This window comes from Chryseobacterium sp. CBSDS_008 (assembly GCF_049959325.1).
Classification (GTDB): domain Bacteria; phylum Bacteroidota; class Bacteroidia; order Flavobacteriales; family Weeksellaceae; genus Chryseobacterium.
This window is the reverse complement of sequence record NZ_CP188202.1, coordinates 1,856,746-1,882,375: the sequence shown is the minus strand read 5'-3', so window position 1 is coordinate 1,882,375 and position 25,630 is coordinate 1,856,746. Positions and strand designations below refer to the sequence as shown.

Here is a 25,630-nt window from a genome sequence, read left to right as displayed (position 1 = left end):
ACTAAAAATTTTTACCAGATAATAAGTAGATGCAACTCCGCTGGGTTTTGGATAATTATTGCATTTAAATTGGTAATTATCAATATTATTAAAACTTTATCTATAACCATTATTAGTTATTATGGCTAATTCTAACCCAGTTGCCATAATAGAATTATTAATTTCTATTGTGATATTATTATTGGGATTTAAATTGACAACCTTATAACCATTGGTATCCTTTTTAACAGTAAACTTTCCGGATAAATCAAATACATTGTAATAATAAGTGCTTTCGTACGGATCGGACTGATTATTAATTCTATCACACTCGACTTCAACACTTTGTACATCTCTATAAATAATACTTGTTCCAAATAATGACCATCCCTGGCCAATATCACTGACTCCCCGGATGTTATTATAATTTCTGACATTATATCGTAAACTGATAGGATAATTGATGTTATTATCAGCCATAGGTATACTGAGTAGGGGAATATTTATATTAGGAATTCCTGAAGCCTCATTTACAGGCATATCAATATAATTGGATAGTGATGCAATAGACTTTTCTAATGCCACTCCATTCTGTGCATATCCCTGCTGTATTCCTAATATCAGAAAGACTAGCGGGACAAAAAAATCTGGATATATTTTCTTCATCATATTTATTTTTTAATAAGTTTTGCAGATGTTATCTTGCCTGTGTCTGTTTTTACAGAAATCAGATAAGCCCCCTGCACCAAAGCCTGAGTATTAATCTTTGTTACTTTGTTCTTAGTTTTTATATTGAAGCTGTCTTCCGCTCATATCATACAAAAGTATATCTGCATCCTTAAAATCAAAACCAATTTCAACATAAGCATAATCTGAAATAGGGTTCGGATAAATTTTAATGTCGTATTTTTCTATTAACTGATCAACCTGTTTGTCTCCCAGTTTGATAATCTTCCAGTTCTCTTTACCTAATTCTTCTGTACTGGTTCCTGCCAATACAATAGAACCATCTCTGTTCAGCTTTAAATCAGAAAGTCTTTCTTCCTTTTTTCTGGATTCTCCTCTGACATGCTTTCTCCACTGCTCATTTCCGTTCTGATCAAGATAGAGCATCCAGAAGGATTCATCATCGGTTTCTATTCTTCCTTCAGCTTGTGTATAGCCTCCTAATAGAATTCCTTTGGCAGATTGATCATCTGCAGAATGAATTATACTCATTCCCATTAAAATATCTCTGTTTTTGAAATTGTAGGATTTTTGCCATTGTTCATCGCCTCTTTCGTTTAGGACAATCAGCCAAAGGTCTGTTCCTTCTTCAATTCCTACGGTTTTATTACCTGAACTTTCTGATCTGGATTCTCCACCAATAATAAAACCATTTGAAGTTAATACCAGTGTTCTGATATGATCATCACCTTTCCCTCCGAAGTTCTTTTCCCATTCCACTTTTCCGTTTTTGTCGAGTTTTACGACCCAATAGTCGCCTTCACCGGAGTTGCTGCTGACTTTGGAATAAGAGTCGATCTTCACACCACTTCCAGCCTCCAGCTTCCCGCTTCCCGCCTTTATTTCAGAACTCCTCGAATGAATTCCCAATAAAGCTCCTCCGTCTTTCGTTGGAATCATCTTTTCCACTTCGTCTAACCCTTTTCCACCTAAAATCAATTGGGAGAGTTCTTTTCCGTCTTTGTCTAATCTGGTAATTAAAACATCTTTTGAACCGTAGCCTTTTAAATTCTGAGCTTGTCGAAGGGCTGTAACATTACCTGCAACAAAAAATCCTAAATCGGTAGTTTGAATAACCGCTCTGGCTTCTTTATCAGAAGAACTTCCCAAGGTTTTTTGTCATAGTTCATCTCCAAATTTCATTGATTTTGATTAGCCAGATATCTGAGTTTCCTTTGGAGTCCTCTTTTTTATCCAGTCCTTTTCCTGAATAAGAAGTTCCTGCTAAAAGAAATCCACCATCCTGTGTAGTAACAGTAGCAGAAAGGTAATCATGATTTTGTCCTGCAAAGTATTTTTCCCAAACTTCTTCTCCCTGCTGGTTCAGTTTTACCAAATGGAAATCATAACCGTTGTTTTGCTTACTTCCAGCCTCCAGCCTCCCGCTTCCTGACTGTATAGAACTTCCTGTGATCAGATATTGTTGATCAATAGTTGTTGTAATCTGGCTTAGAAAGTTCTGCGTACCGGACCTGAAATCCTTTTGCCAGAGAATATCCTGGGCAGATATTTCCAGTATTGTACATAAGGTTAATGCACAGAGATAAATTTTTTTCATAAGCTTGCGTTGTATTTGATGGTTAAAAGTATTATTTATAACCTACTTTTATATTGCGTAAAAGCCAATATTCTATTAATTTTTCTTAATATATATAGCTTTTTTATAACATTAAAGTTGTTTACTCTTTTTCTGACTACGACAACCGTATTAGTTTTAATTAAAACTAATCATTCATTTTGTATAAGTGAAATGTATTGAAGAAATATAAGATCTTAGAGTTAAGGGAAGAATACATGTTGAATTATGTAATCGAACAACAATATTCTGTGAAAAAAGACTTTCACAAACGGAACTTGCTATGATGATAGGGAAGGATAGACAGTATCTCTATAAAGTAGAAAAGGAAAGGTTACTTCCAGTATTTTCACTATTTCTGTTATAGCCTATGCGCTTGATATCTCCTTAGCTGAGCTGATCAGTGAAATAAAAGTATAAAGCATCTATGCTATGACTCCTGAAGAGTGGTCATAGGAACTTCCTGTAGCAGATGACAGCACATTGATCTCATTGTTCATTTTTAAAACGCCCATAAAGGCAAAGATCAGAGCTTCTTTATAATTGATGATCTTCTTTTCAGGAATGATCACTTCGGCTTTAGTTTTTGCTCTTATTTTTTCAATTAAAAACGTGTTGTAGGCACCTCCACCGGTGATAAGAATATCTTTTAAACTATATTGATTGATTACATTGCAAATCTGCTGGGCTGCATGTTCCGTAAAGGTAGCCAGCGCATCTAGTGCTTCAATATTTTCAAGAACCGGAAATATATGCTGATTACACCATTCTACACCTAATGATTTAGGATGGGAATGTTGATAGAAGTCTAACGCATTGAGCTGGTTAAGCAGACTTTCATTTACTGTTCCTTTTTCTGCAAGCGCTCCGTTTTCATCAAAACTTTTATGGAGCTGTTGAGCCAGGTGATTCAAAACAATATTCACCGGAGCAATATCAAAAGCAATTCTTTTATCTCCGGATTGTAAAGAAATATTGGAAAATCCACCCAGGTTGAGACAAGCACTGTATTGGGCGAAAAGTAATTCATCCCCTATGGGAACCAGTGGCGCTCCGTTTCCTTGTAACAAAACGTCCTGACTTCTGAAATCATAGATGACAGGTAATCCGGTTTCCAGCTTAATTGCTCTGCCATCGCCAATCTGAAGGGTAAATTTTCTTTTGGGCTGATGAAAAACCGTATGGCCATGAGAAGCGATCAGGCTGATCCCTTCAACCCGGTGTTTATGAATAAATTCTTTAACCTGCTGTCCAAGGTAAAAACCATATTCTGAATGCAGTTCTAATAAATCTTCAGCAGAAAGATGAATAGAGTTTCTAAGCTTGTTTTCCCAATCCTCAGAATAGGAGAGTGTTTCAGACTTCAGGATTTGAAAAGCCCATTTGTCCTGTTTTTCAAATTCGGCAAGACAGATATCCAAACCGTCCAGGCTTGTCCCGGACATCAGACCAATAGCCAGCGCTTTCATTATTTTTGGATTTATTTTTTACTTTCAGAAATTCTTTTCGAACTGAAATCTCCTGAGTTGTTATAGAAAGTGTATTCGGAGAAATCATCTTTGGCAGTCATCCCATTGGCTCCTACCAGTGTAGAACCGTCTTCCATAGTAACATATACCGTATCTTTGGTATAGATTCTGTTTTTTCTCTGATCCCAATAAATACTCTGCATAGCAAATCGCTGCCCTTCATTGGTTCTGATCCTTACATCGCCTTTGGCTTCATAGAATTTTTTATATTCAAAAATTCGGGCATATTTAGCCGTAATTCTTCCCGGAACTTTAGGTTTCTTTTTATCAAAAAATTCAATATCAATTCCTTTTCGGGCTACTACATAAGGACTGTCGATCAGTTCGTATTTTTCAATGATAGGTGCTTTCGCTTTTAATGTCACAAAACCGGAGTCTCGCTGTATAATATTGGCGTTATTAATGATTTGTGAAGGGAAATTCTTACTCTGGCTGCCATTAGCTTTCGTAAGATCCTCCTCACAGGATGTCAATATAAAAAATATAGCACAACTAAAAAGGCATGCTATATTTTTATATGATATTTTTTTTGAAAAATTCATTCTAGTTATAAAGAGTCTTTCTGAACCACTTATCGGCAAAATTAAAGCCGATTCTCAGGTTGATGAAATTCTGGTTGATCAGGTTGTTTTGAAGAGTTCCTCTCTTACCAACTTCCAATCCTATTTCAAGACCGCTCATTCTTGTGATACTGCTGTTTTTGAATGGCAGCATTACCCCTGCAGAAATACCGAATTTATTAATACTGTTTCCTTCCAGCTTAAGGTTTCCTCTTTCGTAGAAAGCTCCATATCTATAAATTACTCTTGAGAAATAACTTCTGAAGTTATTATAGTTAGGAAGGTACCATCCACCTGCAGAGATTCTGTAAGTATCCTGGAAATCAAAAGTTTTACCGAAATAAGAGATGTCTTCTCCTTTTTTGTAATCTACCTGCCCGGATACAAACCAATGGTTCTCACTTCCATATCCAACTCCTAACGAGGCCTGTAATGGAAGAAGGTTTTTGGATTTTGTTTCCTTTTGTTCTATGATGGTTTCTGATCCGGTAAGCTTGGTGGTTTCCTGAGCATCAGAATATCTGTAGGTACTGTTGGTGTACTCAGTAGTCATATTACTTGTATTACCAAAAGTAGCAGTAGCTCCCACCGTAAACTTCTTATCCGTACGGGTATTTAAAGTCTGGTAGCTTGTACCCAGCGTAAAATTAAAGTTTCTGATTCTGTTTTTAGTCTCATATCCATTAACATATTCCCCTACATAAGTACCAAGGTTACTGTTGTAAGCACGGAATTCATTAAGATCATTAAGATCCCCGAAATAAAGATTAGCTTTTGCCCCCACGGATAATTCCTGATTGATCTTATAAGAAACAGCCACCTGTGCAGTGTTTAACGTTCCGCTTCCTTTAAAGCTGTTTTTGTAAAGAGGAGTTTTATCTGCGGCAAACTGTTCAGTTACGATGTCGTAGCTTTTAGAACTGTATGGCTGATAAGAGATTCCCATTTTTACTTTTGAGGATAAAGGAAATGCAATCGAAATATTGGAAAGATACGTAGAATGCTTTGTAGATTTCATATCGTTATAGTTCGATTTGAAATAATTGTTTTCGTTGGTAGCTTCCAATCTGATACTCGTAAGCTCGAAATTGGCGTTGTTTGCCGGGTTGGCAAAATTGAAACTACTGGTAAAGTCACTTATAAAAGCAGTAGATATACCTCCCATAGAAGTAGTTTCGATCGTATTATCATATTTCACATCTCCGATTCCATAAGTTGCATAAGGAGAGTTGCTTAGACTCTGTGCATTCAGAAAATATCCGACTGATATGAATGATACTACAAAGATTTTTTTCATTCTTTATTTTTAAAACAATGCGCAAATATCTTAAATATTAATGAATTGTAAAAATTATATGTGGTTAAAGTTTGTTAAGGGCCTTTCTTTAAAAGAAAAATGCAAATTTTCAACAATAGAAAATGTCAATTTTGCTATGAAGAAATAGTTGTTCTGTAGTGAACAGTCTTTATGTATATTCTTATTTCTTAAGTTTCATATTTATTTTTTTTTTGAGTTGTAAAAACCTTTATTTGTTGCTTGGGTAAAAGGATTTTTTATTATAAGTATTCCAGCAATTTTATTTTAAGCAGACTTAATTTTATGAAATGAAATAAGATTTTTTATCTTTGAAACATGAATTGGGAGAACATCGCCGGACAGACGAATCTGAAAAAACTTCTTAGAGAAAGCATTGCTGAAAACAGAGTGAGCCATGCCCAACTTTTTGTAGGAAAGGAGGGATACGGAACACTTCCTATGGTTTTGGCCTATGCAAGGGAAATTTTCAGCCGGGAAAATGAACATGCTGCTGCGAAAGTAGAACACCTCAATCACCTGGATCTGCATTTCAGTTTTCCGGTTTTTACGGATAATAAAAACTCGTTAAGCAAGAATAAATTTGATGAGTTCAGAGAAATGATCCTGGCTTCTCCTTATGCAAGCTACGATGACTGGACAGCTTTTTTGGAATCAGAGAATAAGCAGCTGTTTATTTCAGCAGATGAAATTGATGATCAGAACCAGAAATTTTCTTTAAAAAGTTTTGAAGGAGGAACCAAAATTCTTATTGTTTGGAGAGCCGATAAAATGAATGTTGCGGCTTCCAATAAGTTTTTGAAATTTCTGGAAGAACCTCCGGCAAAAACAGTCATTCTTCTTACTGCCGAAAGCACCAATGATATCCTTCCTACCATACTTTCCCGAACACAGATTGTAGAGATCCCGAGAATTAATGATGAAGATATTGAAAATCACCTTAAAAAGAATTTCTCGGTTTCTGAGGAGAGAATAAGGGAGATTGTGCATGAAGCGCAGGGTGATCTCAATGATGCTATAAAACTATTGAATTCGGGAGATAAGACCAATGAGTTTGAAAAACTCTTTGTACAGTGGGTAAGAGATGCATTTATGGTAAAAAAGAAACCCGAGTACCTCAGAAGCATCATTTTCTGGGCGAGAGAAATTGCTGGCTGGAACAGAGAAAAGCAGAAAAACTTCCTGAACTATTGCTCTGAAATTTTCAGATTGGCATTACTTCAGAATTATCAGTCCGAAAATCTGGTGTACAAAAAGATCAATGCAAATGGTTTCAACTGGACTGGATTTTCAAAATTTATCAGCGGGGCGAATATTGAAAGTATCCTGGAAGAAATCAACACTGCTGATCTCCACCTGACAAGAAACGGAAACCCTAAAATTGTCTGGACTGACCTTGGGATAAAGCTGTCAAGATATATTCATAAAAGTGACTAGTCCTGAAATAATGATACAAATTAAAGGATAAAAATAAATAATTAAACCAGAGTAAATTTATTTTTGCTTTGGTTTTTTGTTTTATAAGTTTTCATTTTTAATTTGGACTGTTCATGCATTTGATTTGGTGTTAAATAATGATTTGAAAAATGTGGTCTGAACTCATTATAGATGCTAATGGATTGCTCCACAATTTTTCTTCTCATTGAAGTCTCAATATCATATTTATCAATATCGAATTCCTGTTTTAAAATACCATTTACTCTCTCTGCAATAGCATTTTCATAAGGATCAGAGTTCTGTGTCATACTGCATTTTATCTTATGCTTTATCAATATTTTCTGATACTCATTTGAGCAATATTGCAATCCCCTGTCAGAGTGATGAATCAATGATTCTTTATCAGTTTTATTGTTCTTTAATGCCTTTTTCAATGCCATCAGGCTACTTTCCGTATTGAGATTATCTGCAACATAGTGACCTACAATTTTCTTAGAATAAGCATCAGTTATCAGACTTAAGTAACTCGGTTTTTTCCTGTTTCCAATATAGGTAATATCTGCTACCCACACCTGGTTGGGTTTGTTGATACAGTACTCCAAAATCAGATTTTTATGTTTTCTGAATCTATGATGAGAATTGGTTGTGATATGATAGCTTCTCTTTGATGTGATCAATAAATGATTAGCTCTCAAAATATCAAAGAACTTATCCCTTCCTATTTTCAGAGATCTTAAAGGTTCCCTCAAAATAAAATATAGCTTTCGACCTCCTAATTTTGGCATTTTTATGCGGATATCTTCTACGAGGGTTATTACTTTTAATGCTTTGCTTTGTGAGCGTTTATATCCTCGGATACTTCTGTAATAGACTTGTCTATCCAACCCGAACAATTCGCAGGTAAAAACTATGGTTTCTTTTTCTTCACTGCGGAAGTTGGTGATTGTTCGGGTGATGAGTTTTTTCTGATATCAATATCATATTCTTTCTCAGCAAGATTTATCATCATATCAAAAAATATAGCTTTTTTATCAGCAATGTAAGCCTGTTTCTCTAAAAATGCTTTCTGTTTTTCAAGCACTTTAACTTCTGCCTCTAATTCCATGATACGCTGTTCAGGAGTCTTTTTCATGGTAAATGGTGTTTGGTATTCCCAATCAAAGGTACCATATTTTCTCAACCAACTAACAATTGTTGAGCGTGCTTGTATACCATATTTTTTCCGACTGTCTGTAATTCCTGATTTTCCCGTTTCTATTTCTCTTACAATTTGAAGTTTCAAATTCAAACTGTAATCTTTCTGGGTACGCTTGACATAGCGCGTTTCTAAGTTTTCTTCCATAACGATTGTTTTTTTGTGTATCGCTATTTCAGGACGGGACAAAGTACATAAAATAAAAGCTCAGGTAATGTTACCTGAGCTTTTATTTTCTATTACAAGGAAAGTGTATTAAGCTTTTTTTACTTTTACAGCCTTTTTATCTGTTGTTTTAGGAGTATTTTCTGCTGTTTTTGTTTTCATACCACAATCTTTGTGATGAGTATCAGCACATGCTTTTTTATCTTTTACCGAACACTCTTTTTTGTCTTTCCCGGCGCAGCATCCAGCTTCTTTGGTTTTTCCTGGGCATATCCTAAAGTGAACAACATTACTGCTACAATTGAAATTATTTTTTTCATGATCTAAAATTTTGAAGTGGATAAATGTAATACTTTTTTTGATACGTATTGAAATTTTAAATATATCCCATGAATATTGAGATTTCTCCATAAACGAAGAATTAAATAGAAGTTTCGCATTGTATTATAGAAGTCGTCTTTTGTTTCCAATAAATTAAATCTATATTAAAAAATCAATCAATCGTTTGATTTGTGTTAAAACTTGTGTAAATTTGCGCCCTGAAAAATAAACACTAGCATGATTTCAAAAGAAGAAAATATACTATTCGCAGCCGAAAAGCTCTTTGCCGAAAAAGGGTTCGAAGGAACTTCCACCCGGGAAATTGCAAAGGCAGCTAATGTAAATATCTCTATGATCTCATATTATTTTGGCTCTAAAGAAAAACTTTATGAGAAATTAGTGGAATACAGAATGAATGAAGGACAGTTTTTTTCAAAAGATCTTTTGGGAAGAACAGATATCAACGAATGGCAGAAGATTGAAAAAGTGATTGATCAGTTTTCTAACAAGATACGGACTCAAAAATGCTTTTACAGGATCATGCAGAGAGAGCAGCTGCACACCAAAAATCCTCAGATTGTAGAATTTTTGAAACAAACCAAAATGGGATTCCTTTCTATGTACTCACAAATATTGGAAAGTGGTCTTAAAAATGGAATTTTCACGAAAAATCCACCCATTTATCTCCTTCATTCCACGGTAAGCGGAACCTTATTTTATGCATTCAATGCGAAGGAAATGTATAAAGAGTTCCTGAATGAAACAGAAGATGAGGAAGCTTTTGATGAAAAATACTATACAGAACTTAATAAACATATTAAATATTTACTAAAAGACCTTTTAGGTTATGAAGAGAATAAATAACTCAGTGATTGCATTATCACTATTCGTAGGAATAGCAAATGCAAATGCTCAGGAGAAAAAAACACTTTCTCTTGACGAAGCCGTACAGCTGGGAATCCAGAACAGTAAGAATCTCAAGATCGATGCAGCCAAGATCGAAGAGGCTACAGCTGATCTTTTGGAAGCTAAAAACAGGCAGTTACCGGAATTGAAAGTATCCGGCAGCTATATGTATCTTCCGATAAAACCAAATGTGGATATCAAACTTCCAGGTCTTTCAGGCGGAGCAGGAGGTCCGGAAGTTCATCAGGTACTTTACGGTTCTGCTAACCTTAGCGTTCCGATCTACAGCGGCGGAAGAATCAAATATGGTATTCAGTCGGCTAAATATCTGGTAGAAGCTTCCAAACTAAGTACTGAGAACGATAAAATTGCTATTGCTTATAACGTTGCCCAGGCTTATAACAACCTGTTTAAAGCTAACCAGTCGATCAAAGTTTTTGAAGAAAACCTTGCCGCTTCCCAAAAAAGAGACGAAACATTCCTTAAAATGGAAAATAACGGCTTGATCGCAAGAAATGACAGATTAAAGGCAAACCTTCAGACTTCAAATATTGAACTTCAGCTATTGGAAGCTAAAAACAACTACAATATCGCCAATATCAATATGGATCTGTTGTTAGGACTTCCTGAAACTACAGAGCTTGAAGTGGATGAAAACTATATTGAAGAAGGAGCAGAGGTAAAGCCTGTCGATTTTTATGTTAATGAAGCCAGAGAAAACCGTAAAGATTTACAGGCTTTGGCACAACAGAGAAAAGCTGCAGAACTGGGATCAAAAGCTGCAAAAGCAGAAAACCTTCCTTCCATCGCATTTACCGGAGGTTATGTTGCGGCAGATATTCCTAAGTTTCTTACCGTATATAATGCCATCAATGTAGGAATCGGGGTTTCTTATAACTTATCCAACCTGTGGAAAGAAAATTCTTCATTAAAGCAATCGCAGGCAAGAGAAAAACAGCTTGCAGCTACCGATGAATTATTGAATGATAATATTAAGCTTGATGTCAACAGAGAATATCAGAATACAGATTATTCCAAAAAGAGAATTGCTGTTTTCGAAAAATCTGCTGAGCAGGCTAATGAAAATTACAGAATTACAAAAAATAAATACGACAACGGTCTTGCAACCATGACAGAATTACTGGATGCAGATGCCGCTCAGATTGCTGCCAACGTGGGCGTGATCAATGCCAAGGCAGATGCTGCACTGGCGTACAGAAAACTATTACAGACAACAGGAACTTTAACAATTAAATAATCAGATCGAAACCAAAATGGAAAATAATAATACACAGGCAGCTGAACCTAAAAAGAAAAAAAGTTTAGTTTTTCCTATCATTTTAGCGGCAGTAGTAATCGGAGGAGGAATCTACGGTTACAGAGCTTATACCTACGGACAGTATCACGAAGAGACTGACGATGCTCAGATTACTTCCAATATGGCACCGGTAATCTCAAAAATATCAGGATATGTAGCTGAGGTAAAAGTAAAAGACAACCAGTTTGTAAAGAAAGGAGATACGTTGGTGATTTTGGATAACAGAGATCAGAAAATGGCTCTTGAACAGGCGCAGGCAGCTTTATCTACAGCAAAAAGCAATATTTCAAATGCAGAAGCTACCACTACGGCTACTTCAAAAAATATCGGTTCTTCAGAGGCAGCAGTAGTAACTGCCAATGCTCAGATAGAAGCTGCTAAAGTAAATGTTTGGAAAACTTCTCAGGATTTGAAGAGATATGCTAATCTTGTAAAAGACCATTCTATTACAGAACAGCAGTATGAGCAGGCTTTGGCAGCCAAACAATCTGCAGACAAGCAGCTGCAGGTTTTAGTTGACCAGAGAAATCAGATTGCTCAGCAAACCCATATTGCTTCATCGCAGACCGCTGCAAGCTCACAACAAATCAGCGTTGCGGGGTCAGTGGCCAAACAAAGAGAAGTAGATGTGGAAAATGCAAAATTGAATTTGTCATATACCGTAATTCTTGCACCGGAAGACGGATACGTAGGAAAAGTATCTACCCAGGCAGGACAGTATCTGCAGGCAGGAGCACAATTGTTTGCTCTGGTTAAGAATGATCAGAAATGGGTTGTGGCCAACTTTAAGGAAACACAGGTAGATAAAATGGTAGAAGGCCAGAAAGTGAAAATTGAGATTGATGCTTTCCCTGATAAAGAATTTGAAGGAGTGGTAAGCTCATTCTCTCCGGCTACAGGAGCTACTTTCTCTATTCTTCCTCCGGATAATGCGAGCGGAAACTTCGTAAAAGTAGTTCAGAGACTTCCTGTAAAAATTGATTTTGTAAATCTTGACAAGAATATTGCAAAAAGATTGAGAACAGGAATGAACGTGAAGGCAGAGGTAGCTTTGAAATAGTATTTATGTACTTACGTAAAATGTATTCATGATGAATTGAAAATCATTAATACATCCTACATTTTACATTAATACAATTATTCGAATAAAAATTATGCAAGACTCATTAGTAGAATATGGAGCGCGGAGAGTGATCATTACGATTACGGCTATCCTTTGTGCCCTTCTTGAAATTGTAGACTCCACGATTGTCAATGTTGCCTTGAATGAAATGAAGGGGAATCTTGGAGCTACGCTTTCAGAAGTAGGCTGGGTGATTACAGCGTATGCCATCGGGAACGTTATTATTGTTCCCATGACAAGCTGGCTGTCACAGCAGTTTGGTCGTAGAAATTACTTTGCGGCGTCCATCATTATATTTACCGTATTTTCATTCTTATGTGGAAATGCAACCAATATCTGGGAACTTGTGTTCTTCAGATTGATGCAGGGAATCGGGGGAGGTGCCTTATTGGTAACTTCACAAACGATCATTACGGAATCTTATCCGATTGAAAAAAGAAGTATGGCTCAGGCTATTTATGGTCTGGGAGTAATTATTGGGCCTACCTTAGGTCCGCCTCTTGGTGGGTATATCGTAGATAACTTCAGCTGGCCATATATTTTCTATATTAATATTCCGATTGGGATTGCAGCGACATTGATGACGCTTCAGTTTGTAAGAAGTCCGAAATATGCTGAAAAGCGTAAAGTTTCTGATGTCGACTGGATTGGGATTGGTCTACTGGCAGTAACAGTAGGTTCATTACAGTTTATTCTGGAAAGAGGTCATGAAGAAGATTGGTTTGAAAGCGGAATGATTGTAGCCTTTACAATAGCTGCTGTTCTAGGATTTATATTATTCCTCTGGCGGGAACTTACCTTTAAGTATCCTATCGTTGAGCTAAGGGTACTTAAAAACAGTAACCTGAGAATCGGAACCATGATGTCATTCGTGCTTGGATTTGGGCTTTATGGCTCTACATTTATCGTCCCGCTGTATACACAGAGTATTTTGGGATGGACGGCACTTCAGTCAGGAGCACTGATGATTCCGGCAGCATTGACAACGGCCTTTATGATGCCTATTATCGGCAGATTGCTGGCAAAAGGAGCAAAACAGCAGATCCTGGTTTCTCTGGGGCTATTCATCTTCTTTGTCTATAGTTTCTGGGGATACAAAATTCTGACACCGGATACCAGCAAAGATGCATTCTTCTGGATGCTGATCGTAAGAGGAGCAGGTTTGGGATTATTGTTTATTCCAATCACCTCTTTGTCATTAAGTACTTTAAAAGGACAAGAGATTGGTCAGGGAGCAGCCTTTACAGGAATGATGAGACAGCTGGGAGGATCTTTCGGGATCGCAGCCATCACAACCTTTATCGCCAATGCAGGCCAGAAATACAGGAATAACTTAATTTCCCACCTGGACGAAAACAGTTTTGAGGTTCAGCAGAGACTCGCCGCTCTTAAAGCCAATTTTATAGCAAAAGGAATGACCCCTGATGCAGCAATGAATGCAGCGTATAAAATGCTTGACTTATCCGTAACGAAACAGGCAACTGTATTATCTTATATGGATGTATTTCTTTACCTTGGAATCGTATTCCTGATATGTATTCCGTTTATCTTACTCGTAAAAGAAAGAAAGAGCAAAGAAAAAATAGATTTGAGTGAAGCCATGCACTAAATTTTAAATAAAAAAAACCTTCGAAATTTTCGAAGGTTTTTTTATTGTTTTTGTTGTAAGATAGTAACAGACAATAACTTTCAGTTTTAAATTCGTTCAATAAAAAATAATATCACTTATTGGAGAGTTTATTTATTTTTTTTAGTTTTACATTACCAAATGAAAAAATATGAATAGATTCCCTCATTCTTCAGATGCCTTTTTAAGAAAGGGTTTACCAATATAATATCAGATTTTATCCGAATATCAGTTATTAATATCAACTGACCGACTCACTTTGTGCTTTATTTTTATATCTGTAAAGACAAAGTTCTAATTTAAGAGAGCTTTATAATACTGCCTTTCGATTCATTATTCAACTCAATCATGATTTCAAAACACTAATAACTTATTAACTATGAATCAAATTCAACTGCCGGAAACCTACGTGGCATTATCAGATTTTAGAAAAAATGATGTTTATCCTCCTGAGATGAATCAGGTTCAGATTATTGCAGACTTCTTTCCCGCAACCTTTACAGAGCTTACCCAGCGGCTCTCAGATATCACAGGAGCTTTTTATGGCGGAATGCTCAAGCAGGTTGAAAAACTCTATGGAGCAGAAGCAATAGAACCGCTTTCCAGTAACTTTATGTATGATCTCGGATCAAGAATGGCACTAAGGAACCTTGAAGCAAAACCTGGTCTGCAGCCTGGGATTCCGGCTGTGGCAAAAATACTGATAGGAGCAGTTTTTACATCCAGTCCTGAATATAATTTCGAGTTTAAAGAATTAAATGACTATAAATGCGAATTGCTGATCAAAGGAGTAGACCGTTACCATAAAATCACCCAAAGCCTGCAGATCGCGGGTCTGCTGAAATGGCCGGTCATCAAACCTTTTATACAAGGCGTTTGCGATACTATGGGACTGGATATTTTACTTGAAATAAAAGTACTCAAGCTCGATCCGGACAGCTCTTGCAGTTATCATATCATTATCTCAGAAAAGTAACATCAAATATCAATAAAAGCGGACTTTAGTCCGCTTTTTCTGTAAATGAATAGCTATGATTTTAACCAAAATGTAAGCATCTCGCAGATTTTTCTGATCTTAATTTTAATAGAATCATAATCATAGAGAAAATTCAATAGGAATGAGCTTTAGCCCTTTACAAAAGAATAATACCTTCCAACTGGTTTTAGCCAAAACATAAAAATGTTAAAATAATAAGTTCCAATTCTACAACCCTTGAATCCCGAAACTCCTATTCAATCCTCTCTATCCACTCAATACCACTTACATCAATCAGTTTCAGAGCATCAATTTCACTTTTCTGAAGAATATCATCAATATTCAGAGTTATATCAGCTTTTGCTCCAAGAGGAATTACCAGACTGTGTTTTCCAGGTTTTACTTTGGCAACATAATGATTCTGGATATTTTCTTTAGAAATTCCGGCGAGCTCTTTATGATCAAATTCCTTTAAAATCCTTCCGTTTTTGTCGAGAATATGAATGCCTATCAGAAAAGAGCCATATACATCGGCACCTTCAGTTCTGTATATCTGAAACTTCAGATCCGAATTGTTATGAGAAACATTTGAAATTTCCAGTTTGGGTTTTACTGATTTATTATGGAGGGTTCCCCATACGCCGCCATGGAAATATTGATTGGTGAAAAGCGTTAATCCAAATATGATCAACGAACCTGTCAATACAAAAACCTTAGGGTTTGAGATCTGAAAATTTCCGGAGCCCAGCCATTGAAACCATTTTTTTTGAGTAAATTTTTTGTGATTCTTGATGAAATGATAATCCAGAGAATAAAATCCGCTTCCTGTAAGAAACAGTACAAATCCACCTGCAACACCTAAAACACCGATCTGCCATTCATCAAGGCAGGTTGTTCCCAGCCATCCGGAACCTAATAAAATTCCGAGAGCAAGACTGAAGATGCCGATGCTCATTAAGCGGGTAAAAAATCCGAGAATGATACATAACCCAACGACTGCCTCAACAATGGTGAAGATCAACATAGATCGCTGCAAAGCATCGGGATGGGTAACCAGATATTCAATGATAGGTTTTATTCCGAGTGCATTAGGTAAAAAATGATTGAATTTTTCCCCGATGTATCCCTGTTCATCAGGAATAAGTTTGTTTTCAAGGATAAGTCTGCGCCAGAACGCTGAAAAATAAGTCCATCCGATAACCATTCGGAGGGATAAAGTATATAATCCGGCCATGTCCGAAGACTGGCTGTTTACGGTATGTTTCATTGAAATTAATATTGTATTGTAAAAAACTGATTTTTAATAATCTGACTTAAAAAAGTTTAAACCAGATTAAGCTTGAGCTTTTTAAATAGAATATACTTCGGAGGACTGTTTTCTGTGGAATGTCCGGAATAGTTATTGGAGAAAATCTTTTCTTCAACGGAGTTGGCAGTAGTTGAATAAAACCCGGAAAAAGAATCTTTATATCGGCATTGAACTTTAGTTTTTGCAACCGCAATTGCTGAGGAAGCAGATGCCGCATCACAGCTGAAGGAAATAGATGAGGTGGTTTTTACCTTATTCAGTCCACTGATGAACTGAATATCAAACATATCAAGAACATTTCTTTTGACAGAGCACGGAGATAAAGAAAATACCAATATAAGCATCGTGATGATGGCTTTATAGGTTTTCATATGGATTCCTGAACTGGACATGATTACAAAACTACACTTTATTTCAATGTAAGCTTAATGAATTGTAAAAAATTGTTCTGCTGATCAATCAATATATTATGGACTTTTGAGATTTTCATAGGTTTTAGAATATAAATTTTGTACTTCAATGGTATTGAGTATATAATAAAAGCAGGAAAATAGTGGTTTCATGATATTATTTAGAACCATTAAACTACCAGATATTCTCTTGAATGAAATAAAATTGATTCGGATTATAATTAAATTAAAAAATAAAAAGACTACTGACGGACTGTTGTCACAATCCTGATTTATCTTTACATTCCGGAAGTTTAAAAAACAGAAAATATAGTAAAATGAGTTATTGTTTAGCAATAGAAGGAATGCAGCCTGAAAGCAGAAAAGAACTGCATAAAAATTATCATGACAATTATTATGGGTTTCCTATTCATAATGACAATGAGTTGTTTGGAAGGCTGATTCTGGAAATCAATCAGGCTGGCCTAAGCTGGGAAACGGTTCTCAAAAAAGAACAAAACTTCAGAGAGGCTTATCATAATTTTGATATTCGCAAAATAGCTGCTTATACGGAAGAAGACCGTGAAAGATTGTTGAGCGATCCGGGAATTATCCGAAATAAGCTAAAAGTAAATGCTGCCATTGAAAATGCTAAAGCAATCATTGAATTGCAGGCAGAATTTGGATCATTCGAGAAATGGCTGGAGCATCATCATCCTAAAACATTACAGGAATGGATGAAGCTGTTCAAAAAAACATTTAAATTCACAGGTGGAGAGATTGTCAACGAATTTCTCATGAGCACCGGATATCTAAGCGGAGCCCATCATGAAACCTGCCCGGTTCACTCAAAAGTATTGGCTCAAAAGCCTTTGTGGAAGAGAAACCTGGATAAATAATAAACGGGGATTTCTACGGAATGGCAAATAGAATTATTTGGAACAATGCCCACTCCGTCATTCCATAGAAATCCGATTATTTAATCATTCTTTGAAGTTTTACCCATCAGATCTTTGTGTTCATTTCCCCATTTTTCAAACTCAAGGATAATGGGTTTCAGTTTGTATCCTATTTCTGTAAGTTCATATTCTACCCTTGGCGGAACTTCAGCATAGACTGTTCTGGTAATGATTTTGTCTTGTTCCAGCCTGCGGAGCTGAAGGGTAAGCATGCGCTCAGTAATATTGTGAAGTTTTTTCTTAAGTTCCCCAAACCGCATTTTTCCATTAATCAGATAACAGCAGATCGCCAATGCCCACTGGCCTCCGATAATATTGGATGCATAGATTTCCGGACATTCATCAGCAAGCGCTTTTTTATTGGCAAAATTGGTTGAAGTTTCCTTTATTTTAGTCATTACTTACATTTTTTATAGTACCATACAATAGGTTGCTAATGTACGAAATGTGGGTTATGTGTAGTAATTTTGTAACAGAAATTTAAACGTAATGAAGACCTTAGTAGTGGTAATACACCCCGATATTGAAAAATCTGTGATCAATAAAAAATGGATTGATGAACTGAAAAAGTATCCGGAAAAATATACCGTCCATCAATTGTATGAAGCTTATCCAGACGGAAAAATTAATGTGGTTCAGGAACAGAAAATGATGGAAGCTTATGATAAAATTGTATTTCAGTTTCCATTTTACTGGTTCAGCAGCCCGCCGCTTTTAAAACAATGGCTGGATGAAGTGGTTTTGTATGGCTGGGCTTATGGAAGCAACAGCGGTTTCAAACTGGCCGGAAAGAAAATGTCACTGGCCGTAACGGCAGGAATAGATGAAGAAGGATACAGTGCATCCGGGGAATATAAATATACCATGAAGGAACTTTTCAGACCTTATGAACTGACTTTTGATTATATAAAAGCCGATTACAGAGAGCCTTTCGTCTACTACGGAATTGAAAGAGATTCTTCCGATGAATGGATCAATAGAAGTGTTCCGTTGTATCTGGAGTTTCTGGATAATTTATAACAATATGAAAGTAAGTTGGGCTATTGAATTAAAATGGTTCAACTTACTTTTGTATATATTCAAACGGTTCGATATTCCAGTCCTGAACATATTTTTTTATTGTATTACTGTCAATATTAAAAGGGACATCCTTATATTTCCAGCCATTGGCGGGAACTTTTACATCTATGAGATAGTTCTCAATAGAGTAGATATCAAGTATTGCCGAATTATCAGGTTTTATAGAATCAAAAATAATAAGAAATTTGTCTCCTTTCTGATAAGAGACGTTGGCAGTTTTAGAATATGTAATACTATTAACATGATATTTATAGTCTATTCCTACACCATTAGCGTTTTTGTGATGCCAGTCTGAGGTGGCTTCTCCAATTGTGTATTTAGGGCTTTTGAGTATGTCATTAATTCCTAAATTGGCACTAATTAAACAAAATATAATAAAAATTAAAGTGAGTATTAAAAGAATAATGTGAAACTTCTCTGAGATCAATTTTTTCATGCTTTACCAATATATTTTTCATTAAACTTCTGCAGATCTACCAACTGTTCCTGGAAATGCTCTTTAAATTTATCTGAAAGATTTTTTTCTTTAAACTTTACAATCGTATACCCGCTATCAAAAGCAATAATCTCTAAAATACTTTCCTTAATAAAAAAATGATTAGGTTCCCAAACGAGGGAATCTTCAGCAGATAAATTGGAGATGAAGGAAGTATCGGGTTTGAGATTATTTGGAACAGCTGATATTATTCCCCAAATAATTTGAGGACTGCTCTTATAAAGCTGTTCAAACTGTTGATGATTTAAAATGAAAAAATCCTGGTCATAATTGATAGGGATTGGCTGACCATTAGGCGTAAATTCTAGATCAGCCAGAATCCAGTGATAAACACCCAGATTATCCCATATTGGCTTCAAAACTTCCTGAAGGTTCGTATGGAATTTTACCTTTTTTGTAGTTCTGATAATCCAGTTCATTTATTCTTTATTCAACAATTAAATTATTAAAATCCTTATCCCACCGTAGGCGTATCCTCTTCCTTCAGAATTTTCTTATCCTTCATCGTAAGCATCATTCTTTCATACTTATATTTTTCCCAGTCGAATCCATTGAGAAAATCAAGGGCAGCCTGAAAACCTCTGTTGAAAAGTTCTTCCTTTTCATCTTTTTTCATGAAGAAATTCAGCCAGCTGCTGGTTCCGCAGTTAACAGTCTGTATGCTGTACAGTTTATAGAAAGTATGTTTGGTAAGAAATGTTTTGTCATTAAATCCTTTCAGCGTGCTGATGATATTTCCGGCATAGCTGAAAGGTGTTTTGAGGATTTCCTCACTGGTTTTTCCTTTTTCTGAGAGGAGGGAAGAATCATTTGTCAGCTGTACTCCAAAAAGGGGCATTCTCGGATAAAAAACTTCATCGGCATGAAACAGGTCAATAGGAAAGTTGGAAATACTGCCGCCATCAATGAAAACACCTGCCGGATTAATATCTTCTGGTTGGGTATTCATCCAGTACCTCCAGGCATATTTTACAGAATCATCGTCCCTATTAATTTGTTTCTGAAAAGGTTCAAAGAAAAAAGGAACAGCCATAGAAGCTCTTACAAATTCGGCGGGGCTGATGTGTTTCAGTTCCTCTTCAGACCAATAGAGATTGGCCATTGTAGGAAGTTCCACTTTAATTTTAGCATTGATATCAGTGGTAATAACTACATACTCAGATTTAAGAAGGTAAAACGGGTTGTTTTTATAATAATCGTTATTGACGGAACTCTCGTAGAAAATTCTGTACCGCGTCTGATCAATGTGTATCTGATTTTTGATTTTAATCTTTTCTATGCTTTGCAGGGCCATCTGATAATATTCCTGCCCGTTTCCGTAGCGGTAGTTAATGTTGAGATCTCTTTCTTTCTGAATGAATTTTTTATTGAGATCGGCAACTGTTTTTATTCCAAACTGATCCAGTGCATTTTGCATGGTGTTTTGAAAAGTATTTCCGGGATTCAGTCCGCTGTTTTCTTTCCTAAAATTGTTGTAAAGCTTTTTGATACAGAAAAAGAGGATGACAGCCGGAATCAGAGGAATCAGAAACATCAGTTTCGCATTCAGGATCGTTGTTGAAGGAGCCAGAAAAGGAATGCTGATCAGTATAATAAAGAGAATAGCAGCAATAACAGCATTAATTTTAAAAAAATCTTTGTTGTTCAGCATGGCATGGAGGGTCGTTTTTACATAGGTTTTCCCATCCATAAAATCTGAAAAATCCCAGCTGAAGAGAATATTTTTGATAAGCTCGCTTTTCGGTTCTTCTTTGGTTTTACAGGCGGCAATAAGCATGGTATTAATGGCTCCGGCACTCGTTCCTGCTACTTTCAGAAAACGGATGCCAAATATTTCCAATCCATACAGATAGCCTACCAGCGCACTTCCCCAGACACCGCCTCCTTCCTGTACAAACTCTACATACTGATTACCCAACTGATCCAGGAGGTCAGAAAATTCTTTGGCAGAAATATTCTCGTGTAAAGCAAGCAGTTTATCTTTGGATGCCTGTGAAAGAGAACGGTCTTCCAGAAGTTTGTTGAGGTTTTCAGTAGTCATAGTATTTTGTTTTAATGGTGTATGGTCGATTTTATTCCCGGTTAAGTCACCATTGTCTTCGTCTGACATATATAAACGTACTGATGACAACCGTAGCCATAGCACCCAGCGTTATAAAATATCCGTACTTATGATGAAGCTCGGGCATATTATCGAAGTTCATTCCATAAACCCCGGCAATAAAGGTGATTGGTAAGAAATACACCGAATAAATAGCCAAAACCTTCATAACCTGGTTAGCCTTCTGATCCGAAAGGGCCAGGAACATAGAAATAAGGTTGGTAATCTGAATATTTAAATGGTCAAAGTCGGCAACCACATCTTTATGTTTATCTTTTAAATCGACAATCTCGGAGTCCCGTAAGTTCAACAGCTTAAATTTATCAATAGCATCGGTAGAAATCACCAATACGCGTGAGTTCAGTCCTGATTTTCGTTTCAGCTTATAAAGACGGCGGATCTGGCTGGTATGGTTGGTGTTTTTGAGGAAAATCTCATTCTCTATATTGTCCATCGTTTCGAACAGACTCAAAGATTCATCATCAAAACTCTTCATAATCAGTATGGCAATCATTAGAGTGATCTGCTGGGGAGTAACATCTTCCTGAATCAAAGAAACTTTTTTCCTGGTTTCAGAGATGCTTCTGGTTTTCATCCTGTGAATGGTAATAATGGTATTTTCAACCAGAAAAATTCCAATCTTGGTGCTGATGTCACTGATGGTATTCAGGTTCTTCCTTTCCAGCTCTGTACTTTCACGGAGCAAGAAGAATTTTACATTCCCGTCTTCTTCATATTTGGGAAGGTGGTTAGGATCCATCGTATCTTCCAGAAGAAGATTATTGATTTCATATCTTTCATGAAGAAATTTCAGGTCTTCTGCAGTAGGAGCCTCTACATCTACCCATTCGCAGTGGGAGGTTCTGTATATCGTATCAATTGGCATAAAGTAAAAATACTAATATTTTGAAAAACTATGTGTTAAATAAGCTTTATCTTTGCTAAAATTAAAAAACTATATGATTAAAAGTACAATAAAAGGTGTGGGATTTTATGTTCCAGATAATGTTGTTACAAATGATGATTTAGCAAAACTAATGGCTACCAATGACGAATGGATTACAGAAAGAACAGGGATCAGGGAAAGAAGACACAGAAAAAACAGAAACGACTCTCAGGAAACCACAGCTTATCTGGGTTTTAAAGCCGCGGAAAAAGCCATTCTGAATGCTGGTCTTACCTCAAAAGATATCGACTATATTGTTTTTGCAACGCTTTCACCGGATTATTATTTTCCAGGATGCGGCGTATTGCTTCAGGATATGTTGGGATGTGATACGATCGGGGCTTTGGATGTGAGAAATCAATGTTCAGGATTTGTCTATTCTATGAGTGTTGCGAATGCATTTATCAAATCAGGAACCTATAAAAATATTCTGGTGGTAGGAGCTGAGGTTCACTCTTTCGGATTGGATTTTTCTGATGAAGGAAGAGGAGTTTCTGTCATTTTCGGAGATGGGGCAGGAGCAATAGTTCTTTCTGCTTCAGAAGATGAAAATGCAGGAGATATTTTAGCCATGAACATGCATTCAGAAGGAAAATATGCAGATGAGCTTTGTACTCAGTTTCCAGGTTCAAAATTCGGATGGAGTGACAGAATGCGAAAAGATCCTGAACATGTGACCAACAAAGAAGTATATCCGATCATGAACGGCAACTTTGTGTTTAAACATGCCGTAACAAGATTCCCTGAAACAATGATGGAAGCATTAAACAAAGCAGGAAAAACAGTTGAAGATCTTGATATGTTCATTCCACATCAGGCCAACCTTAGAATTGCTCAGTTTGTACAGGAAAGATTCGGATTACCGAACGAAAAAGTCTTCAACAATATTCAGAAATACGGAAATACAACAGCTGCTTCTATTCCTATTGCCCTAAGTGAAGCGATCGAACAGGGAAAAATAAAAAGAGGAGATCTTGTACTTCTTTCAGCATTCGGAAGCGGATTCACATGGGGGAGTGTATTGTTTAATTTTTAATTCTTTTCATCATTTAATGGATTAAACAGTTTTTTTAAATCATTTATGTTATTTAGTATACCATAACAAATATAAAAATAAGTCAGAAAACCATGAACTTTAGTTTATGGTTTTTTGTTTTTATAATGCGTATTGATTTACGCAAAATAGTGTGAATTTATCATTAAATAAACAATATAAATAATTCAAAATTGTCTTGCTTTTATTGAGTTATTAGTTAATTATCATTCAATATAGAATAAATTCTATATTTTTTTATATTGTGTTTTTGTATTTTTAATATAATTTTACAGCATTGTATTTTATGAGAACGTAAATGATGAAAAAACAATTAAATAAGGATTATTATCTTTCTTTTCTCCTATTTTTCGTGCGCAAATAAAACTGGTTTTCTATTGTCAGAAATATCTGAACAGTTCATAACAGAGTAATGAAGTGGATGTTTATGTTGCATAATCTCCAAGTATATCCGGAAAAGAGTAAGATGTTAAATAGAAATAAGCAATTTAATACTCTTTTTATATAGAAAATTCATATTAACTGTATTTTTAATTGATTATATTTTATTCTTATCTTTAATAAGTTAAATTTTATTAAAAAAAATAAAAAACAATATGAAAAACAATTTATTACTTTGGATTTTTCTAATTCCTTTAGCTCTGTATGGACAGGTGGGGATTCAAACCTCCACGCCACAGAAAACATTGCATGTTAACGGCTCATTGCAGGTCGTGAATGAATTGAATGTGGGGGGGAATGCCACTACAGCAGGCAGTGCAGGTACACCAGGACAGATCCTGACTTCACAGGGGGCAGGAGCTGCACCGGCCTGGCAAACCTTGAATACAGTAAGTGGAACAATTAATAATGCTTATTATGTACAGGGCACTACTGAAGCAACTGCTACCGCAGGGCAGACAATTGATGTGCCTGGTGCCTCGGTTACATTAACTGTGCCTACCGGAAGAACTCAAACCTTTTTATTTACTATTTTAGGATATGCATTGGATATCTCTACAGGAACAACTTCTCAGGGTGTTTTTACTCTTATGCAGAATGCAACTAAAATTTCCTCAGCATATGTCTCCAAAGCAGGTATTTTTCCTAATAGCGGCCTGTCGGGAGGATTAGTAAATATGCCGGTTCCGGTAACATTTTTAAAATCGGTCATTCTTCCTTCAGGAACTTATACGTTTAAAGTGCAGTATGTCGCATGGGCAGGAACAGCAAAAGTTAATGTGGTTCCTTCCAGTTTTGGCGGATACAATGGTGATACAGAAGCGATGCTTACTAAAATGCAGGTTCTGGTATATAATAATTAATATTTTTAAAATAAACAAAAAACCACAGAACTTTATCGCTGTGGTTTTTTGTTTTTTAGAGGTATCTGTTAAAGACTTTTCAATAATTTTTCTGTATCAGAAGAATCCTGCCCGCTACTTTTTGCAAGCTCGAGAGACTTTTCAGCCCACATTTTTGCATTTTTCTTATCACCTACCTTATTGTAAAGATTAGCTAACGTATCTGTATTGGCAAAGTTCTGATCTTTTTTTACCGATTCCTGTGCCCATGCAATTGCTTTTTCCAGTGAACTTTTATTGCTTACATTTTCAAAGAAATTCCATGCAAGAGAATTCAGTTCTTCAGAGCCCGCTGCAGAATAGTCTTTGTAAAGGTCAAGAATTAATTTTTCATACTGAGGAATATCTTTATTCTTTAAAGCCCTGTTGGCTTTCATTCTTTTTAAAATTTTGTCAGCTTCCTCTTTGCTGAGGAATTTCTGAGTTTCAGCCATAAAATAGCTGTCATCCCATGTTTTGGTATCCGGATTGTATGCTTTTTTAGAAATCGTATTCAGCTTGATATTTTTGTTAAACTTTTCATATTTATCTTCCGGAAAGAATTTAATGATATCAGCTTTCTTGTCCTGAAAAATCTTATATAGTGGACTGTCTGTAGTCTGAACTCCTGAAAGAAGCATCTGGATATCTTCCTGATCCAGGCTGGCTTTCTGCTGAAAATAGCGGTTAAGTACTTTCCCCGCAAATTCAGCGTCATTATGAATCGTAAGCTGGGCAAGATTCTTTAAAAACTCAGGATTTTTTTCTCCTTTTTCAAACTGCTGCTTCAGAGAAGTCAGTCTTTTGTTCGGATCTTCAGCATCTTTGGCAAACTGGATAAAGTCTTTTTCTTCTACATATCCTAAAGTTCTGTGCACTGCTTCACCATTTCCGTCAATGAAGAGATAAGTAGGAAATGCTTTTACATTGTATTTTTTTGCGATTTCAATTCCTTCACCTTTTTCCATGTCAATTTTGGCATTGATAAAGTGGGAATTATAGTAGTCACCCACAGACTGAAGAGGGAAAATATTCTTTGCCATCAGCTTACAGGGGCCGCACCACGAGGTATAAGCGTCAACGAAGATAAGTTTGTTTTCTTTTTTTGCTTTGGCTAAAATAGAAGAGAAATTGCCGTCTTCAAATTTAATACCTTGGGCAAAAGTCAGGATTCCTATAAATAAGGAAGAAATGAGAAATAATTTTTTCATAAAGTTCTTT

The 25,630-nt window shown here is 36.1% G+C and carries 29 protein-coding genes; 11 read left to right on the top strand and 18 right to left on the bottom strand.

Annotated elements, in window-relative coordinates; translation table 11 throughout:
- Nucleotides 1-96 precede the first annotated feature (96 nt).
- The 4 genes from ACP3T3_RS08390 to ACP3T3_RS08375 are packed head-to-tail and all read right to left on the bottom strand — an operon-like array spanning nucleotide 97 to nucleotide 2,263.
- A complete protein-coding gene (locus ACP3T3_RS08390) occupies nucleotides 97-648 on the bottom strand; it encodes a hypothetical protein (protein ID WP_426479443.1) in 552 nt (183 codons plus the stop codon).
- Between the two features lie 2 nt (nucleotides 649-650).
- Complete coding sequence (locus ACP3T3_RS08385) at nucleotides 651-725, bottom strand: hypothetical protein (RefSeq protein ID WP_426479956.1); 75 nt, start codon at nucleotides 723-725, stop codon at nucleotides 651-653.
- Nucleotides 726-759: 34 nt separating this feature from the next.
- Nucleotides 760-1,815, bottom strand: coding sequence for a T9SS type A sorting domain-containing protein (locus tag ACP3T3_RS08380; RefSeq protein ID WP_426479442.1), 1,056 nt, complete (start codon nucleotides 1,813-1,815; stop codon nucleotides 760-762).
- Nucleotides 1,816-1,831: 16 nt separating this feature from the next.
- Nucleotides 1,832-2,263, bottom strand: a complete 432-nt coding sequence (locus ACP3T3_RS08375) for a hypothetical protein (protein WP_426479441.1) — start codon at nucleotides 2,261-2,263, stop codon at nucleotides 1,832-1,834.
- A gap of 301 nt (nucleotides 2,264-2,564) precedes the next feature.
- On the opposite strand from ACP3T3_RS08375, the gene ACP3T3_RS08370 reads away from it, so the two are divergent.
- Entirely contained in the window at nucleotides 2,565-2,648 is an 84-nt protein-coding gene (locus ACP3T3_RS08370; RefSeq protein WP_426479955.1) for a hypothetical protein, read from the top strand.
- Between the two features lie 58 nt (nucleotides 2,649-2,706).
- Here the strand turns inward: ACP3T3_RS08370 and ACP3T3_RS08365 are convergent, their stop codons facing one another.
- Genes ACP3T3_RS08365 through ACP3T3_RS08355 form a run of 3 tightly spaced genes read right to left on the bottom strand, consistent with a single transcriptional unit; the run spans nucleotide 2,707 to nucleotide 5,667 of the window.
- Nucleotides 2,707-3,750, bottom strand: a complete 1,044-nt coding sequence (locus ACP3T3_RS08365) for an anhydro-N-acetylmuramic acid kinase (protein ID WP_426479440.1) — start codon at nucleotides 3,748-3,750, stop codon at nucleotides 2,707-2,709.
- 11 nt (nucleotides 3,751-3,761) lie between these two features.
- Nucleotides 3,762-4,352 carry an LPS export ABC transporter periplasmic protein LptC gene (gene lptC, locus ACP3T3_RS08360; protein WP_426479439.1) on the bottom strand — a complete coding sequence of 197 codons (591 nt, stop codon included), beginning with the start codon at nucleotides 4,350-4,352 and terminating at the stop codon, nucleotides 3,762-3,764.
- Between the two features lies 1 nt (nucleotide 4,353).
- On the bottom strand, nucleotides 4,354-5,667 hold the full coding sequence (locus ACP3T3_RS08355; RefSeq protein ID WP_426479438.1) for a hypothetical protein: 1,314 nt from the start codon (nucleotides 5,665-5,667) through the stop codon (nucleotides 4,354-4,356).
- Nucleotides 5,668-6,003: 336 nt separating this feature from the next.
- Here ACP3T3_RS08355 and ACP3T3_RS08350 point away from each other — a divergent pair, with 336 nt between their 5' ends.
- Nucleotides 6,004-7,122 carry an ATP-binding protein gene (locus ACP3T3_RS08350; protein ID WP_426479437.1) on the top strand — a complete coding sequence of 373 codons (1,119 nt, stop codon included), beginning with the start codon at nucleotides 6,004-6,006 and terminating at the stop codon, nucleotides 7,120-7,122.
- A gap of 41 nt (nucleotides 7,123-7,163) precedes the next feature.
- Here ACP3T3_RS08350 and ACP3T3_RS08345 read toward each other — a convergent pair whose 3' ends face one another.
- From ACP3T3_RS08345 to ACP3T3_RS08335, 3 genes are all read right to left on the bottom strand, one after another.
- The gene (locus tag ACP3T3_RS08345; RefSeq protein WP_426478579.1) at nucleotides 7,164-8,006 is read right to left on the bottom strand and encodes an IS3 family transposase; all 843 of its coding nucleotides are present in this window, start codon (nucleotides 8,004-8,006) and stop codon (nucleotides 7,164-7,166) included.
- 23 nt (nucleotides 8,007-8,029) lie between these two features.
- The gene (locus ACP3T3_RS08340) at nucleotides 8,030-8,464 is read right to left on the bottom strand and encodes a transposase (RefSeq protein ID WP_426476642.1); all 435 of its coding nucleotides are present in this window, start codon (nucleotides 8,462-8,464) and stop codon (nucleotides 8,030-8,032) included.
- 108 nt (nucleotides 8,465-8,572) lie between these two features.
- Nucleotides 8,573-8,893, bottom strand: a complete 321-nt coding sequence (locus ACP3T3_RS08335) for a hypothetical protein (protein WP_426479436.1) — start codon at nucleotides 8,891-8,893, stop codon at nucleotides 8,573-8,575.
- A 147-nt stretch (nucleotides 8,894-9,040) separates the two neighbouring features.
- Between ACP3T3_RS08335 and ACP3T3_RS08330 the strand changes: the two genes are divergently transcribed.
- The 5 genes from ACP3T3_RS08330 (at nucleotide 9,041) to ACP3T3_RS08310 (ending at nucleotide 14,753) form a co-directional block, all read left to right on the top strand.
- Entirely contained in the window at nucleotides 9,041-9,667 is a 627-nt protein-coding gene (locus tag ACP3T3_RS08330) for a TetR/AcrR family transcriptional regulator (RefSeq protein WP_426479435.1), read from the top strand.
- On the top strand, nucleotides 9,651-10,967 hold the full coding sequence (locus ACP3T3_RS08325; RefSeq protein WP_426479434.1) for a TolC family protein: 1,317 nt from the start codon (nucleotides 9,651-9,653) through the stop codon (nucleotides 10,965-10,967). Before ACP3T3_RS08330 ends, ACP3T3_RS08325 begins: the two co-directional genes overlap by 17 nt.
- A 16-nt stretch (nucleotides 10,968-10,983) precedes the next feature.
- On the top strand, nucleotides 10,984-12,087 hold the full coding sequence (locus ACP3T3_RS08320) for an HlyD family secretion protein (RefSeq protein ID WP_426479433.1): 1,104 nt from the start codon (nucleotides 10,984-10,986) through the stop codon (nucleotides 12,085-12,087).
- Nucleotides 12,088-12,181: 94 nt separating this feature from the next.
- Nucleotides 12,182-13,759, top strand: coding sequence for a DHA2 family efflux MFS transporter permease subunit (locus ACP3T3_RS08315; protein ID WP_426479432.1), 1,578 nt, complete (start codon nucleotides 12,182-12,184; stop codon nucleotides 13,757-13,759).
- Nucleotides 13,760-14,156: 397 nt separating this feature from the next.
- Entirely contained in the window at nucleotides 14,157-14,753 is a 597-nt protein-coding gene (locus ACP3T3_RS08310) for a hypothetical protein (RefSeq protein ID WP_426479431.1), read from the top strand.
- Between the two features lie 253 nt (nucleotides 14,754-15,006).
- Here the strand turns inward: ACP3T3_RS08310 and ACP3T3_RS08305 are convergent, their stop codons facing one another.
- On the bottom strand, nucleotides 15,007-16,020 hold the full coding sequence (locus ACP3T3_RS08305; RefSeq protein ID WP_426479430.1) for a TQO small subunit DoxD: 1,014 nt from the start codon (nucleotides 16,018-16,020) through the stop codon (nucleotides 15,007-15,009).
- Nucleotides 16,021-16,076: 56 nt separating this feature from the next.
- A complete protein-coding gene (locus ACP3T3_RS08300) occupies nucleotides 16,077-16,454 on the bottom strand; it encodes a hypothetical protein (RefSeq protein WP_426479429.1) in 378 nt (125 codons plus the stop codon).
- Between the two features lie 335 nt (nucleotides 16,455-16,789).
- Between ACP3T3_RS08300 and ACP3T3_RS08295 the strand changes: the two genes are divergently transcribed.
- A complete protein-coding gene (locus ACP3T3_RS08295; RefSeq protein WP_426479428.1) occupies nucleotides 16,790-17,350 on the top strand; it encodes a DNA-3-methyladenine glycosylase I in 561 nt (186 codons plus the stop codon).
- 80 nt (nucleotides 17,351-17,430) lie between these two features.
- Here the strand turns inward: ACP3T3_RS08295 and ACP3T3_RS08290 are convergent, their stop codons facing one another.
- Nucleotides 17,431-17,808, bottom strand: a complete 378-nt coding sequence (locus ACP3T3_RS08290; protein WP_426479427.1) for a winged helix-turn-helix transcriptional regulator — start codon at nucleotides 17,806-17,808, stop codon at nucleotides 17,431-17,433.
- Between the two features lie 91 nt (nucleotides 17,809-17,899).
- Here ACP3T3_RS08290 and ACP3T3_RS08285 point away from each other — a divergent pair, with 91 nt between their 5' ends.
- The gene (locus ACP3T3_RS08285) at nucleotides 17,900-18,430 is read left to right on the top strand and encodes an NAD(P)H-dependent oxidoreductase (RefSeq protein WP_426479426.1); all 531 of its coding nucleotides are present in this window, start codon (nucleotides 17,900-17,902) and stop codon (nucleotides 18,428-18,430) included.
- A 43-nt stretch (nucleotides 18,431-18,473) separates the two neighbouring features.
- Here the strand turns inward: ACP3T3_RS08285 and ACP3T3_RS08280 are convergent, their stop codons facing one another.
- From ACP3T3_RS08280 to ACP3T3_RS08265, 4 genes are read right to left on the bottom strand one after another with little or no spacing between them, the layout of a single operon-like run.
- A complete protein-coding gene (locus tag ACP3T3_RS08280) occupies nucleotides 18,474-18,926 on the bottom strand; it encodes a hypothetical protein (protein ID WP_426479425.1) in 453 nt (150 codons plus the stop codon).
- Entirely contained in the window at nucleotides 18,923-19,405 is a 483-nt protein-coding gene (locus ACP3T3_RS08275) for a hypothetical protein (protein WP_426479424.1), read from the bottom strand. The genes ACP3T3_RS08280 and ACP3T3_RS08275 overlap by 4 nt, the downstream gene beginning before the upstream one ends.
- Nucleotides 19,406-19,440: 35 nt before the next feature.
- A complete protein-coding gene (locus tag ACP3T3_RS08270) occupies nucleotides 19,441-21,096 on the bottom strand; it encodes a patatin-like phospholipase family protein (protein ID WP_426479423.1) in 1,656 nt (551 codons plus the stop codon).
- Nucleotides 21,074-21,973: a CorA family divalent cation transporter gene (locus ACP3T3_RS08265; protein WP_426479422.1), complete on the bottom strand. Its 900-nt coding sequence runs from the start codon at nucleotides 21,971-21,973 to the stop codon at nucleotides 21,074-21,076. Before ACP3T3_RS08265 ends, ACP3T3_RS08270 begins: the two co-directional genes overlap by 23 nt.
- Before the next feature lie 73 nt (nucleotides 21,974-22,046).
- Here ACP3T3_RS08265 and ACP3T3_RS08260 point away from each other — a divergent pair, with 73 nt between their 5' ends.
- Nucleotides 22,047-23,069, top strand: coding sequence for a 3-oxoacyl-ACP synthase III family protein (locus tag ACP3T3_RS08260; protein ID WP_426479421.1), 1,023 nt, complete (start codon nucleotides 22,047-22,049; stop codon nucleotides 23,067-23,069).
- Nucleotides 23,070-23,683: 614 nt separating this feature from the next.
- A complete protein-coding gene (locus ACP3T3_RS08255; RefSeq protein WP_426479420.1) occupies nucleotides 23,684-24,391 on the top strand; it encodes a hypothetical protein in 708 nt (235 codons plus the stop codon).
- Nucleotides 24,392-24,459: 68 nt separating this feature from the next.
- Here the strand turns inward: ACP3T3_RS08255 and ACP3T3_RS08250 are convergent, their stop codons facing one another.
- Complete coding sequence (locus ACP3T3_RS08250) at nucleotides 24,460-25,620, bottom strand: thioredoxin fold domain-containing protein (protein WP_426479419.1); 1,161 nt, start codon at nucleotides 25,618-25,620, stop codon at nucleotides 24,460-24,462.
- Nucleotides 25,621-25,630 lie beyond the last annotated feature (10 nt).